This window comes from Streptococcus sp. Marseille-Q5986, from assembly GCF_946902915.1.
GTDB lineage: Bacteria > Bacillota > Bacilli > Lactobacillales > Streptococcaceae > Streptococcus.
Genome location: NZ_CAMPPY010000013.1, coordinates 1 through 14851 on the forward strand (window position 1 = coordinate 1; position 14851 = coordinate 14851).

Sequence of the window (14851 nt, forward strand, 5' to 3'; positions counted from 1 at the left end):
ACTTATAGGTGCGATGTTGGGAGAAATAGGGTTCAAGTTTAGCCCATTCTTGATCGGTTAAATCGGTATCATATGCTTTTCGTATCACATCTTTAGTTTAACATTTTTTTGTGAATACAGATTCTTAGATTATCAGTTTCTGCTTTTTCTTCTTTTCCTATTCCTCTTTGAAAGTTCTATAATGAAGTTAGCCACCCAGCCTTTCTGAAAATATAATGCTTGAACTAGCTTATAGTTAGCTCCTGTTGTCAAATGAAATCTAGTTATAGGCATAAGAAAACACCTCTGTGTTATACTTGTTGTTCACCACAAATACAAGAAAGGCACAGAGATGCAAAACAATTATACTATAAAAGCGAAACACTTGACAATCCATAGTCGTCGCTTAATCGAACGATGGAAAATAGAAGGGAAATCAAATAGAGAAATCGCCTCTCTACTTGGAAAAGCTCTGATTGAACAATTTCTCCTTAAAATTCAAACTCTGCTAGCACATCTTGACCACTTGTGGCCAGTTTTGCTCCCTCTTGGATTAGGTGGTGACAGCCATCTGAATGGCCATCTAAAATGTTCCCTGGAATGGCAAAGACATCGCGCCCTTCCTCCATAGCACGCTCACAGGTGATGAGGCTGCCTGAGCGCATCCTCGCCTCTGCTACAATAACACCACGGCAAAGTCCTGCAATGATACGATTTCGAGCTGGAAAATGAAATTTCAGAGGTTGCTCGCCAGGTCCATATTCACTGAGAACCAGATGGTCATTGCCAATGTACTCCTGCAAGCGTTTGTTGGCTTTAGGGTAGAAAACATCCAATCCTGTTCCAATGACAGCAATCGTTCTCCCACCATTCTGGAGTGCAGCCATGTGGGCAGCCGTATCAATCCCTTTAGCCAAACCACTGACCACGATTAACTCGTTTTCCAAACCTTGAATGACTTTCTGAACCGACTTTGCACCCTGACTAGAACATGAACGGCCCCCTACAACAGCAATCTTTGGAAACTTCAACAAGTCCAGATTTCCTTTATAAAACAAGAGCACTGGAGCATCATAAATCTCACTCAAATCCCAAGGATAACAATCATCAAGAATAGAAAAGGATGGAAATTTCTGAAATTCCTTCTCCAACTGTGCATCATCTATCTGGAAATAGCGTTCCATAAAAACCGCAGGATTACGGCATCCTGAAATTTCTGCAATATCACCTAGCAAGAGCTCCTGATCAACACTCTCGTCATATTCAAGAATAGTTAAAATCTGTTGATTGGTCAGCCCAGCTTTTCTCAATTTGTAAATCTCATAGTTTGTAATCTTCATATACAACTCCGTTTCTTTTGCTACTCATCTATCTATTCGAAAATAAAATAAAAAAGAAGACATGATAAATTGATTTTTGTATTTCCAACTTTCGTATGTGATAGCTTGATTCATCAAAAATACAAAAAAACTCTTGAGAAATCTTCAAGAGTTTTGCTTTCTATTTCTATTCTTCGTCCATGCTCAAGACGCTGAGGAAGGCTTCTTGTGGGACTTCTACTGATCCGATTGCTTTCATGCGTTTCTTACCAGCTTTTTGTTTTTCAAGGAGTTTGCGTTTACGAGAAACGTCACCGCCGTAACATTTGGCAAGTACGTTCTTACGAAGGGCCTTGATATCAGTACGAGCCACGATCTTGTGCCCAATAGCTGCTTGGATTGGCACCTCAAATTGTTGACGAGGGATGATTTTCTTGAGCTTATCAACGATGAGTTTCCCGCGTTCGTAGGCAAAGTCCTTGTGAACGATAAAGCTGAGGGCATCCACCTTGTCTCCATTGAGAAGGATATCCATTTTGACCAGCTTAGATGGGCGATACTCTGACAATTCATAGTCAAAACTTGCATAACCACGTGTTGAAGACTTGAGTTTATCAAAGAAATCAAAGACGATTTCAGCAAGTGGAATTTGATAGATAACATTGACACGGTTATCATCAATATAGTCCATAGTCACAAAGTCCCCACGTTTGCGCTGAGCTAATTCCATTACTGCTCCGACAAACTCCTGCGGTACCATAATTTGCGCCTTAACATACGGCTCTTCAATGGTCGCAATCTTGGTTGGGTCTGGGAACTCTGATGGGTTTGACACATCCATAGATTCCCCGTCGGTCAAATTAACTTTATAGATAACAGACGGCGCTGTCATGATGAGGTCGATATTGAACTCACGTTCCAAACGTTCTTGGATAACATCCATATGGAGAAGTCCAAGGAAGCCACAACGGAAACCAAATCCAAGTGCCTGAGATGTTTCAGGTTCAAACTGCAAGCTGGCATCGTTGAGCTGCAATTTTTCAAGGGCTTCACGAAGGTCATTATACTTGTTTGATTCGATTGGATAAAGACCCGCAAAGACCATAGGGTTCATTCGCTTGTACCCGTCTAGTGGCTCTGCAGCAGGATTGCTTGCTAGGGTCACTGTATCTCCGACACGCGTGTCTTGAACTGTCTTGATAGAAGCCGCAATATAACCAACGTCACCTGTCGCTAGGAAATCACACCCTACTGCTTTCGGCGTGAAAATACCAACTTCCGTCACATCAAAGGTCTTTCCATTGCTCATGAGCTGAATCTTATCGCCAGGTTTAACTACTCCATCCATAACACGCACTTGGAGAATAACCCCGCGGTAAGCATCATAGACCGAGTCGAAAATCAAGGCCTTGAGTGGCGCCGTTACATCACCCGTTGGTGCTGGCACTTTTTCAACGATTTGCTCGAGGATTTCTTCGATTCCAATACCAGTCTTAGCAGAAGCTAAGACCGCTTCGCTGGCATCCAGTCCAATGACATCCTCAATCTCTGTACGAACACGCTCTGGATCAGCTGCTGGTAGATCAATCTTGTTAATGACTGGCAGAATTTCCAAATCATTATCCAAGGCTAGATAAACGTTGGCAAGAGTTTGCGCCTCAATCCCTTGGGCCGCATCAACCACCAAAATCGCTCCTTCACAGGCAGCTAGAGAACGCGACACTTCATAGGTAAAGTCCACATGTCCAGGCGTGTCAATTAAGTGGAAGATATAGGTCTCGCTATCTTTTGTAGTGTAATTGAGTTCGATGGCATTGAGTTTAATGGTAATCCCACGTTCACGCTCAAGATCCATACTATCCAGAAGTTGGGCTTGCATTTCACGACTAGAAACGGTCTCCGTCTTTTCCAAAATGCGGTCTGCTAGCGTTGATTTCCCATGGTCAATATGGGCGATAATAGAGAAGTTTCGAATCTTCTCCTGTCGTTTTTTTAATTCTTCTAAGTTCATGATGCTCTTCCTTTCAGGGTATCTATTAATTATAAATTGTTTTTAACATTTTGACAAGACCATACCCTGCTAGGAGTACTAATCTTCGGCAATAAAGCCATCATTTTCGATAAAGTGGTGTTCTGTCATTCCTTGGTCTGTAAAGACGATTCCATGAAGGACACCACCATAGACAGCTCCTCCATCCATGCCAATCTTGCCATCATCTGTTATCCAAAGCTCAGCTGTACCTCGGTCTTGCTTGAGCAAACCATAAACCGGTGTATGCCTAAAGACAATGGTTTTTTCAGTATGATTTTCGGCTTCGTGGAATGGTTTTCTGAGCTAGACTTTCTTGTAATCAGTCGTTTCATGCCAATCATCCAAGGTCAAATCAATACCAGCATGAACAAAGATATACTTGTCTGTCTCTACTACAAATGGCATTTGACGAATAAATTCTACCAAGTCTGCCGCTTCAGTCGCAACCCGTTTGGCATCTTCCACGCCATCAACTGGTGCATCCAAGGGACGACCTAAAATAGAGTTAATAGTTGTATCTCCACCATTGCGACGATAGTGGTCATAGCTTTCCTCAGTATTGTCCAACCAAGTCAAAAACATATACTCGTGGTTTCCTGATAAACAGATAGCCCCTTGATTATCAACCAAGTCCTTAACCATTTCTAGAACACGGCGACTGTCTTCACCACGGTCAATCAAATCCCCTAGAAAGAGCAACTGAGTTTGGCCATCCCAGGTTTTCCGTGAACATCTCCAATTACATAATAGTCTGTCATCTTATTTCTCCCTGTTTCTCAACAATTCTCTGGCTTGCGTCAGGGCAGCTTCCGTCACATCATCACCTGCCAACATCTTGGCAACTTCCTCAACTCGCTCTTCAACCGTCAAGAGACGAACAGTCGAAACCGTTGAATGCTCATTGCTAATCTTCTCAATAAAGAATTGATAATCCGCGATGGCAATCACTTGTGGAAGGTGAGAAATAGCAAGAACCTGACCATGCTGACCAATCTTGTGAATCTTCTGCGCAATAGCTTGGGCAACACGACCTGAAACTCCCGTATCCACTTCATCAAAGACAATACTTGTCTTGCCTTCTTTACGTGAAAATGCAGACTTAATGGCTAGCATGAGGCGAGACAATTCCCCGCCAGACGCAACCTTGACCAAGGGTTTAAAGTCTTCACCAGGGTTGGTTGAAATATAAAACTCAACCATTTCATTGCCCTCCCGACTGAATTTGCCCTTGCTAAAACGAACCTGAAACTGGGCTTTTTCCATATAAAGGTCCTGCAGTTCTTGTTTAATCTCAGCTTCGAGCTGCTGAGCCAAGTCATGACGAGCAGAGGCAAGTTGACCAGCCAAATCGACAAGGTTAACTTCTAATTTCTTAAGTTCTGCTTCCATGTCTTCAGAAGAAAGGTTGTTGCCTGTCAAGAGATTGTATTCTTCTGTAATTTTAGCAAAATAAATCAAGACATCATCCACAGTTCCACCGTACTTACGGGTAATAGTATGAAGGAGGTCCAAACGATTCTCGACCTGCATAAGACGATTGCCGTCAAAATCAAGGTCCTCAATAATAGCTTCCAGACGCTTGCTAATATCTTCTAAGACATAGTAGGTCTCAGACAGGGAGCTTGAAATTTCACGGTATTCGGTGTCATACTCTTCGACACTTTCCATGTCATTCATGGCTGAGCGAACATTGGCCAAACTTGAAAAGTCTTCATTATCCAACATGCTATAGGCATTGGTCAATGTATCCGCAATATTTTTATGGTTGAGAAGTTTCTCTCGCTCTTGGTTGAGAGCTAGATCTTCTCCAGCCTGCAAGTTTGCTGCCTCAATCTCTGCCATTTGAAATTCCAACATTTCAATACGAGCCTTGTGTTCCTGTTGGTTTTTCTTGACTTCCAAAACCTGCTTGCGCATTTTTCGATAGGCATCAAAACTCGTCTGATAGGTTTCTTTCAAGTCCCAAAAAGCTGCATCGCCAAATTCATCCAGCATCTGGATGTGCAGTTGAGGACGCATTAACTCCTCTTGGTCATGCTGACCATGAATATCTACTAGATGTTGACCAATAACACGCAAGACAGACAGATTGACCATCTGGCCATTCACACGGCTGATACTACGACCATTTTGCAAGATTTCTCGACGGATGATAATTTCATCACCCAATTCTAAACCTTGCTCATCAAAAATTTCCTGCAAAAGGCGACTATTCTCAACTGAGAAAAGTCCCTCAATCTCTGCCTTTGGTGCACCATGACGAATAACATCTGTCGTCGCACGAGCTCCCAACATCATATTCATGGCATCAATGATAATCGACTTCCCTGCACCCGTTTCCCCAGTCAGGACAGTCATTCCCTTTTCAAAATTGAGGGAAATAGCCTCAATAATGGCAAAGTTTTTTATCGAAATTTCAAGTAACATATAGACCTACCAATTTTTTACTTGTTCAAAGATTTCCTTAGCTGCCTCTGCTGTTCTAGCTACAATTAAGATAGAATCATCATCAGCTAGACAGCTAAAAATCTGTTCAGAAAATGCTTCAACCAACTGACTCTTCACAAAAATAGTATTTCCAGGAATGACAGAAAGGTTGATCATATTTTCCATTAACTCAGAACTCACAATATTGTCCTCGGCCAACTGCAAACTTTTGACGATTGATTTTGGCAACTCATAGATATAGGTGTTGTTCTTCAAAGGAATTTTAACAATCCCAAGCTCCTTTATGTCCCTTGAGACAGTGGCTTGAGTAGCAGAAATACCTGCTTCCTTTAAGTGTTCAACAATTTCTTCCTGAGTCCCGATTTGATAATCCGTAACAAATCTTCCAATTTTTTCAAGTCTCTCTTTTTTATTCATCTTTAAATTCTCTATGCGCTCTCTCTACAACTTTTTCTATTTCAGGAGCAACTTGATTACTTGCTCCCTCTTCCTTTTTCAAATATGTCAGAAATTCGATGTTTCCATGTCCACCTTGGATAGGAGAAAAGTCCAAACCAAGGACTGAAAAACCTTCCTCTACTGCCATAGCAGTGACAGATTCAAGGACAGCTTGATGAACCTTGGCATCGCGAATGATTCCATTTTTCCCAATCTGCTCACGACCTGCTTCAAACTGAGGTTTGACCAGAGCCACAACCTGCCCTTGATCTGCCAAGACACGGTGCAAGGCAGGTAGAATCAAACTTAAGGAAATGAAACTCACATCAATACTGGCAAAGCTCGGTTCCTTTTCGAAATCAGTCTTTTCAGCATAGCGGAAATTGAACTGCTCCATACTGACAACCCGAGAATCTTGGCGTAGTTTAAAGGCTAACTGATTGGTACCAACATCCACTGAGTAGACAAGCTCAGCACCATTCTGCAACATGACGTCAGTAAATCCTCCAGTGGAGGCCCCAATATCAATTGTTGTCGCTCCTTCAACTGACAAATCAAAGATCTGCAAGGCCTTCTCCAGTTTTAGACCACCACGACTGACATACTTGAGTTTTTCACCCTTGAGTTTTAGCTCAGTATCGTCTGGGATTTTCTCTCCTGGTTTATCAAAACGTTCTCCATTCAGGACTGCCACAACCAGACCAGCCATGACACCGCGCTTGGCCTGCTCTCGCGTTTCAAACAAGCCCTGTTTATAAGCTAGTACATCCACTCTTTCCTTAGCCATTGATTCTCAAACTTTCTACTACACTTACAATCGATTCTATCTCAAAGGGAACCTGCTGGGCAATTTCTTCTAGTTTTGCATTAGCTTGATCCAGAGTTTGGTTACAAAAAGCAATCGCCTCCTCCAAACCCAACAAGGCTGGATAAGTTGACTTTTCTGCCTGCAAATCCTTTTGTGGAGTCTTGCCAATTTCCTCAAAACTAGCTGTCACATCTAGCACGTCATCTCGAACTTGAAAGGCAAGCCCAATCAATTCACCAACCGTTTTCAGTTTTGCTTGTATTTCAGGTGCCAATTCAGCTATAATAGCAGCTGCTTGGAAAGGAAAGGCCAGTAATTTTCCAGTCTTATTAGCATGAATGGTCTGAAGTTCTTCCAAAGATAAATGCTGATGTTCACCCTCCATGTCCAAAACCTGACCTGCAACCATGCCCAGACTTCCTGAAGCAAGCGATAAGTTGGCAATCAAGTCCACCTTGATCTGACTGGGCAAATCTGCCTGCGCTATCAAGGCGTAAGGATCTAGGAATAAAGCATCTCCTGCCAATATTGCCATCGCTTCGCCAAATTTCTTATGATTGGTCAACCGCCCTCGACGGTAATCATCATCATCCATGGCAGGAAGATCATCGTGAATCAAGCTCCCTGTATGAATCATTTCCAAGGCCGCAGCCACTTGCGCGTGAGCAGGTTTAATAGCGACCTGCAAGGCTTCCAGAACTTCTAACAAAAGAAAAGGCCGAATACGCTTGCCACCAGCATGAATAGAATAGAGAACAGACTCTCTTAAGCTCGAAGCAAACTGCTGGTCTCCATAAAAGTCTTCCAAAGCCGACTCGACAAGAGCTAATTTTTCTTGCTTTTTCATTCAAAATCACTTTCTGTTCCGTCTTCTTGCATGACCTTGACCAAGGTCTTTTCAGCCTTGTCCAGCGTCGCTTGGAGCTCTTTTGACAAGACCATACCCTTTTGAAAGGCAGCAATCGCATCTTCCAGAGCAATTTCACCATTTTCCAAACTTTGGACAATGGTCTCCAGTTCTGCTAGATTTTCCTCAAATTTCTTTTGTTTTGACATCTTTAACCTCTAATTCTACTCGACCATCTCGCATCAAAAGCGTCACTTGGTCTTTTTTCTTCAAACTCTCAACCGAATCAATCACGAACTCTTCTTTTTTGACAATAGCATAGCCACGCGCCACGATTCGACTAGTATCCAACATGAGAAGGGCTTCTGAAAGTCGCTTCACCTCAGCAACCTTGGCATCATAAACCAGCGCCATTTGGCTACGTAAAAGCTTGTCCAACTGACCTAAACGGTCTTGATAGCGTTGGATTTTGGTAACAGGTGATAATTGCACCAGTTGATGCGTCCTTGCTTGTACTATCTGTTTATTATCAGAAATCCGTGTTCGCAAACTTTGTTTTAAGCGCAGTTGCAGTTGATCCAAGCGTTGCAAATAGCCATCATACAAACGCTCTGGCTGTCTAAAGATAACAGACTGACTGCATTTTTTCAAAGCTTCTTGTTTTTTAGATAGGACATTTCGTACTGCCGTTGCCATCCGTTTTTCTTGATTTTGCAAATGAGCCAATACATCCAACTTGATCACAGGTGTCGCCAGTTCAGCTGCCGCTGTCGGCGTCGCAGCTCGTCTATCTGCCACAAAATCTGCCAAGGTCACATCCGTCTCATGGCCCACACTAGAAATAACTGGCAAACGAGATTCAAAAATAGCCCGTACCACAATTTCTTCGTTAAAGGCCCAGAGATCCTCGATGGAACCACCACCACGACCAATAATCAGCAAGTCCAAATCGTCCTGTTGATTAGCACGCTCAATATTTCGAGCAATTTCCTCCGCAGATCCTTCACCTTGAACCTTGGTCGGATAGAGAAGAATTGCCACACCTGGAAAGCGCCTGCTGACGGTCGTGATAATATCTCGAATAACGGCTCCACTGCGACTGGTTACTACACCAATTCTCTTAGAAAATTGGGGCAGAGGTTGCTTGAAGCATTCTTGAAACAGGCCTTCTTCTGTCAATTTTTTCTTGAGTTGTTCAAACTGAATCGCAAGCGCACCAACTCCATCAGGCTCTGCCTTTTCAATGATGATGGAGTAGCTACCACTTGGTTCATAGACCTGCACACGCCCAATTACATTGATCTTCATCCCTTCTTCCAGATCGAAACCTAATTTCTGATAAATCCCAGACCAGATGGTCGCTTGAATGACTGCGTGATCATCTTTTAGGGAGAAATATTGGTGAGTAGGTCGTTTACGAAAGTTGGAAACTTGACCAGTTAAATAGACCCGTTCCAAGTAAGGGTCTTTATCGAATTTCATTTTCAGATACTTGGTCAAAGTTGTGACCGATAAATACTGTTCCATCTCCACCTACTATTCATTTTCTTGCTCTTTTATGGGTATTATTATACCAAAAATATGCTTAAAAATCTCCATTTATATACCATCATGAGGGAAAATAGAAAAAGGAGACATTGCCTCCTCATCTGATTATTTACTGTTTCGAGCTTCTTCCAAAATCTTTTCAATCTTGGTCGTCAAAAGATCGATAGCGACTGTATTGCTGACTCCCTCAGGAATGACGATGTCTGCATAACGCTTAGTCGGCTCGATAAACTGGTGGTACATAGGTTTGACCACATTTAAATACTGTTCAATAACGCTATCAAGGCTACGGCCACGCTCTTCCATATCACGCTTGATACGACGAATAATGCGCACATCATCATCTGTATCCACAAAAATCTTGATATCCATCAAATCGCGCAGACGCTTGTCCTCCAAAACCAAAATTCCCTCAATGATAAAGACATCTTGAGGTTCTTGACGATAGGTCTTGCTGCTCCGTGTATGCGCTGTATAGTCATAAGTAGGAATATCTACCGGACGCCCTGCCAACAATTCCTTAATTTGCTCGATCATCAAGTCTGTATCAAAAGCAAATGGATGGTCATAGTTGGTTTTGACACGCTCTTCAAAGGTCAAATGAGACTGATCCTTGTAGTATGAATCGTGCTCAATCATGGAAATCTTTTCATCAGGGAAGTGCGATAAAATGGCTCTTGAAACACTAGTTTTACCACCACCAGAACCACCTGTCACTCCGATAATGATTGGTCTATTTTGCATGCTATCCTCCGTTTTTTTATCCGTCGTCTATTCTATCACATTTTTTGCAAAATTTATAGTCTGATTTGGATAGTCTAGGGGAAACAACACTCCCTACACCTCAGTTATACTAGCTAAAAACCTTCCTTGGCTTGTAGAGATTGCCTCGTTTTTCTAGAATAGCTAGCAATTGATCGCCTTCAAAAGCAGCCAATTCTTGGTCTGTTTGGTCGAGCTCAATAAAGCGACCAAAGCGCACTTCTGTAGCATCTTCTGAACTTAGAAAAACTTTGACAAGATCACCTGTCCCAATCTCTAGAGGATGGAGAAAGTCTAATTGCCCATCCTCCACTTTTTCAGCAATTTCTTCCAAGGTAAGAGCATCCTCAAGTTGCAAACCTGCTGCACTAGTCCGTGTCAGATGTGACATATGAGCCGCATAACCCAGTTTTTCTCCTAAGTCAATCGATAATGTACGGATATAAGTCCCCTTGCTGCATTTCACACGAAAAGTAAAGCGTGCAAGATGACCCTCATAAGAAATCGGGCTTATCCGCTCAAACTGATAAATGGTCACCTGACGTTCTGGACGCTCCACTTCCTGACCAGCACGCGCATACTCATAGAGCTTGCGACCATTGACCTTGACAGCCGAATACATAGGCGGAATTTGAGTAATAGGCCCAGTCAAGCTAGCAATCGCTTCATCGACAATCTTTTCATCCAGGGGCGACAAAACAGGTGTCTCTGCGACCACTTCCCCACTGGCATCCTCAGTCGTCGTTGAATAGCCAAGAGTGATTTCCCCCTCATAGACCTTGCCCTCATCCTGCATAAACTCGACCATACGTGTCGCCTTGCCAACCGCAATGGGCAAAACGCCCACTACATCCGGATCCAAGGACCCACCATGACCAATTTTCTTAGTTCCCAAAATCTTACGCAGTTTAAAAACCGCATCATGCGAGGTCATCCCCGCTTCTTTTTTTAAGTTGATAATACCGTTCATTTTTGCTTTCTCACTCCCCCTTCAACGCTTCGAACTTCGCCTTCATAGTTGGATTTTTTCGAGTCAATTTTTTAACAGAGACATCTTCCAATTTGTTGCTAGCTAGACGGAGTTGGTTTTCGGATGTGGTTAGGAACTTTTTGACCTCTTCCATACGCTTAATAGCCTTATCGATTTCATCGATAGCTTTAGCAAAGTTGGTCGAAGCTGAGTTGTAGTTCTTAGCAAAGGCTAGTTTAAAGGCGTCCAAATCTTCCTCAAAATGCGTAATATCGATATTTTGTTCACGGACAAGTGCCAACTCCTGCTTGTATTTAAGAGAATTAAGCGCCGCATTTCGCAAGAGCCCAATCAACTGAATAAAGAACTGTGGACGAACCACATACATCTTTTCATACTCGTGGCTAACATCAACAATCCCTGTGTTAAAGTAGGCATTATCTGCCTCAAGCATGGTCACCAAAACTGCATATTCACAGTTCTTCTCCCGACGGTCCTTGTCCAATTCCTTGTAGAAGTCTGCATTCTTACGCTTCTTCTCTGTTCCATCCGCTTCGTTTTTCATCTCAAACATGATAGAAATGATTTCGACCTCATTTTCATCACATTCACGGAAGATAAAGTCCCCCTTAGACCCACGCGCAGAGACCTTGTTATCCTTCTTAAAGTAGGCATTTGGAAAGGCAAAACTGCGGACCTTGTTAAACTCACTTTCCGCATACTGTTCCAGACTTTCCCCAATCGCTTTTGTAGATTGTTGACCTTTGAAATTCTTATAAAACTCGACTTGTTCGCTAGCTGCCTTGAGCTGGGCTTCGTAGTTTTGCTTAACAGAAGCCAAAGATAACTCATTTTCCTTTTCTTGCAAGAGGAGCTGATTTTTGACCTGATCTCGTTCTTTTTCTAGGTCAGAAAGGGTCTTTTGTAGTTGATTTTCATGTTCCAAACGCAAGGTCGCCAATTGGTTTTCCAAGGCCTGTACTTCCTTTTCCTTGACCAAGAGAGCCTGATGACTTGTTTGTTCAACCTCTTTCTTGGCTAACTCTTTCTCTGTATCAAACTTTTGAATTTGACTCTGCAATTGTGCAATTTCTTGATCCTTCTGAGCCAGTTTAGACTGTTGCTCATTCATGACCTTTTGCTCAGCCAAGACCAGTTCCTGCCTCATGCGATCGTGTAGTTCCTTATCAAACTCTGCCGTTCTCACTTGAGACAATAGTTTAGCATACTGGCTTTCATTTACTGTAAAGACTTCCCCACAGTTGGGACATTTGATTTCGTTCATTACATTCCTCTTTCTAGACTTCTGTAACCATTATATCATGCCTGAGGGAAAATCAAAAACAGTGAGTCAAAACCCACTGTTTATCTTCTTTTACTTTAAATTTTTTCCAAGACCAAGCGCAAGTCTTCAATCAAATCTTCTACATTTCCAAGACCGATTGACAAACGAATTTGGTTTGGTATGACACCTGCTGCTTCTAGGTCTTTTTCTGACAATTGACCGTGAGTGGTTGTTGCTGGATGAACAACAAGAGACTTGGCATCTGCCACGTTAGCAAGGTCTGAGAAGATTTCCAAATTATCAATCACCCTGCGGGCTTCTATTTCTCCACCTTTGACATGGAAGGTAAAGATTGAACCAACACCTTTTGGCAAATATTTCTCAGCTAAGGCATGGTAAGGACTGTCAGCGAGTTTGGGATAATTTACCTTCTCTACCTTAGGATGGTTGACAAGAAAATCAACAATTTTCTCTGCATTTTGCACGTGACGTTCCACACGAAGTGAAAGAGTTTCAAGTCCTTGGAGCAAGAGGAAGGCATTAAATGGAGACAAGGCTGCGCCTGTATCACGAAGCAATTGGACACGAACAGCGATAATAAAGGCTGCTGCACCCACATCTCGAGTATAGCTTAAGTTATGATAACTTGGGTTCTCCTCAACAAATTGAGGGAATTTCCCTGATGCTTCCCAATCAAAACGACCGCTATCGACAATCACTCCTCCAATAGTCGTACCGTACCCACCGATAAACTTAGTTGCTGAGTGAATGGTAATATCTACACCGTGAGAAAATACGTTTATCAAGAGTAAGGTGTAGCAAAGGTGTTATCAGAAACGAGAGGAATCTGGTGTTTATGCGCAATTTCGGCCAGTTTTTCTAAGTCAGGAATGTTAATCAAGGGATTCCCCAAGGTTTCAATCAAGACAAGCTTGGTATTGTCACCGATAGCTGCTTCCACTTCTTCCAAATTATCCACATCAACAAAGGTTGTTGTGATGCCATAACGAGGAAGGGTTTTCTTCAAGAGGTTCAAGGTCCCACCCTAAATAGTTGAGGATGCTACTACATGGTCACCAGCATGGGCAAGCGCCAAAATCGTATAAGTCACTGCGGCCATACCTGATGCTGTTGCTAGCGCTCTAACACCACCTTCTAGAGCAGTGATTCTTTCTTCAAAGGCTGCTGTTGTAGGATTTGTGATACGAGTATAAATGTTCCCTGGTTTTCTCAAGACAAACAGATCTGCACCTTCCTGCGTGTCATCAAAAACAAAGGATGTTGTTTGATAAATCGGTACTGCACGAGACTTTATAGCCGGATCAACTACCTGCCCAGCATGTAATTGTAGAGTTTCAAATTTAAAATCACGAGTCATAAGACAACCTCCAAATTACTTCATTACGGATATTGTACCATCTTGGGCTAGTCTTTTCCAATATCAGTTTTCTATATTTTGATATAAGGAACAACTATGACTAGTCTTACACATCAAACAAAAAAGCACGAATCAATCGTGCTCATTTTCTTAATCTACATAATTATCTTCGTTTTTATTGAGGAAGGCATATGGAAGACCCATCAAGAGACCTCCTCCGATAAAGTTTCCGACAAAGGTTACACCCCAGTGACGAAGAATATTAGGAATGTCAAAGTTAGCAATAGAATCAGCAGCAACACTGAACTTAACAATCACAAAAGAAGCAAAATTCGCAGCAATGTGTCCGTTTGTTAAGAATACAAACATGTAAATTGCTGATAAGACAAGCCAAAGTTTGGTGCCACCGTCTTTCACCAAAACAAATGAAAGAATGGCAATGTTTACAAAGATATTGGCTAAAATACCTTCAAGCAAGACAAACTCATTAGAACGGCCTAACTTCATCTCTACAACCCCTGAAATGAAGCTATCATGTGTTAGATTTGCATAGGCTGCTGCTGAGTGGGCAAAGCCCCAACCTGCTATCAAAGCTCCGATAAAATTGAACAAGGTACAGCACAGTAAAATCTCAGCTGTTTTTCTCCAAGAAATTTTTTTCAAGAAACTACCAGCAGTCAAAAACATCATTTTTGAAGTTACCAACTCAGCATTCAAGAAAACAATGTAGGCCGCTCCCCAAGCAAAAACGAATGGAAAGAGGAAACGTCCGCTACTTGGTGCGATTTTATTAATCAAGTCAGCGCCAACTGCACCTGCAGTCGCACTAAATGTTAAAAAGGAACCTGCAAACATGGAATGAATAGTATACTTAAATTTGCTTTGGCTATAAAGACTTTCTTCTTACAAGCAAATTCAATCTTTGAAATAAACTCTGGAGAATCCATAAAATACTCCTAAACTTTTATTTGTGATAATTATAGCATATTTTTTGTTTTCCAGAAAGCGTTTTCTACAAGAATCTAAAAATTTTCTTG

The 14851-nt window shown here is 42.2% G+C and carries 11 protein-coding genes and 4 pseudogenes; 1 reads left to right on the forward strand and 14 read right to left on the reverse strand.

Annotation, left to right across the window (positions count from 1 at the left end; all coding sequences use genetic code 11):
- Positions 1-331 precede the first annotated feature (331 nt).
- Positions 332-451, forward strand: a pseudogene (locus OVN21_RS10495) (helix-turn-helix domain-containing protein); the annotation flags it as partial.
- A 19-nt stretch (positions 452-470) separates the two neighbouring features.
- On the opposite strand, the gene dprA reads toward OVN21_RS10495, so the two are convergent.
- The 14 genes and pseudogenes from dprA to OVN21_RS10565 all read right to left on the reverse strand — a co-directional run bounded on the left by dprA (position 471) and on the right by OVN21_RS10565 (position 14761).
- The gene (gene dprA / locus OVN21_RS10500; RefSeq protein ID WP_267248374.1) at positions 471-1319 is read right to left on the reverse strand and encodes a DNA-processing protein DprA; all 849 of its coding nucleotides are present in this window, start codon (positions 1317-1319) and stop codon (positions 471-473) included.
- A 166-nt stretch (positions 1320-1485) separates the two neighbouring features.
- Positions 1486-3309, reverse strand: coding sequence for a translation elongation factor 4 (lepA, locus tag OVN21_RS10505; RefSeq protein ID WP_267248375.1), 1824 nt, complete (start codon positions 3307-3309; stop codon positions 1486-1488).
- Positions 3310-3387: 78 nt separating this feature from the next.
- Positions 3388-4088, reverse strand: a pseudogene (locus tag OVN21_RS10510) (metallophosphoesterase).
- 1 nt (position 4089) lies between these two features.
- Positions 4090-5757, reverse strand: a complete 1668-nt coding sequence (recN, locus tag OVN21_RS10515) for a DNA repair protein RecN (protein ID WP_267248376.1) — start codon at positions 5755-5757, stop codon at positions 4090-4092.
- Positions 5758-5763: 6 nt separating this feature from the next.
- Complete coding sequence (locus tag OVN21_RS10520; RefSeq protein WP_267248377.1) at positions 5764-6195, reverse strand: arginine repressor; 432 nt, start codon at positions 6193-6195, stop codon at positions 5764-5766.
- Complete coding sequence (locus OVN21_RS10525) at positions 6188-7003, reverse strand: TlyA family RNA methyltransferase (RefSeq protein ID WP_267248378.1); 816 nt, start codon at positions 7001-7003, stop codon at positions 6188-6190. Before OVN21_RS10525 ends, OVN21_RS10520 begins: the two co-directional genes overlap by 8 nt.
- Positions 6996-7871 (reverse strand): polyprenyl synthetase family protein, encoded by an 876-nt coding sequence (locus tag OVN21_RS10530; RefSeq protein ID WP_267248379.1) that lies wholly within the window; start codon positions 7869-7871, stop codon positions 6996-6998. Before OVN21_RS10530 ends, OVN21_RS10525 begins: the two co-directional genes overlap by 8 nt.
- Positions 7868-8080 (reverse strand): exodeoxyribonuclease VII small subunit, encoded by a 213-nt coding sequence (locus OVN21_RS10535; protein ID WP_000043226.1) that lies wholly within the window; start codon positions 8078-8080, stop codon positions 7868-7870. The genes OVN21_RS10530 and OVN21_RS10535 overlap by 4 nt, the downstream gene beginning before the upstream one ends.
- A complete protein-coding gene (xseA, locus tag OVN21_RS10540) occupies positions 8058-9398 on the reverse strand; it encodes an exodeoxyribonuclease VII large subunit (protein WP_267248380.1) in 1341 nt (446 codons plus the stop codon). Before xseA ends, OVN21_RS10535 begins: the two co-directional genes overlap by 23 nt.
- 126 nt (positions 9399-9524) lie before the next feature.
- Entirely contained in the window at positions 9525-10163 is a 639-nt protein-coding gene (udk, locus tag OVN21_RS10545; RefSeq protein ID WP_267248381.1) for a uridine kinase, read from the reverse strand.
- 109 nt (positions 10164-10272) lie between these two features.
- Positions 10273-11151: a tRNA pseudouridine(55) synthase TruB gene (gene truB / locus OVN21_RS10550; protein WP_267248382.1), complete on the reverse strand. Its 879-nt coding sequence runs from the start codon at positions 11149-11151 to the stop codon at positions 10273-10275.
- A 10-nt stretch (positions 11152-11161) separates the two neighbouring features.
- Positions 11162-12436, reverse strand: a complete 1275-nt coding sequence (locus tag OVN21_RS10555) for a DUF2130 domain-containing protein (protein ID WP_267248383.1) — start codon at positions 12434-12436, stop codon at positions 11162-11164.
- A gap of 95 nt (positions 12437-12531) precedes the next feature.
- Positions 12532-13814: pseudogene (locus tag OVN21_RS10560) on the reverse strand (O-acetylhomoserine aminocarboxypropyltransferase/cysteine synthase family protein).
- Positions 13815-13964: 150 nt separating this feature from the next.
- Positions 13965-14761 (reverse strand): annotated as a pseudogene (locus tag OVN21_RS10565) (formate/nitrite transporter family protein).
- Positions 14762-14851: the final 90 nt, after the last annotated feature.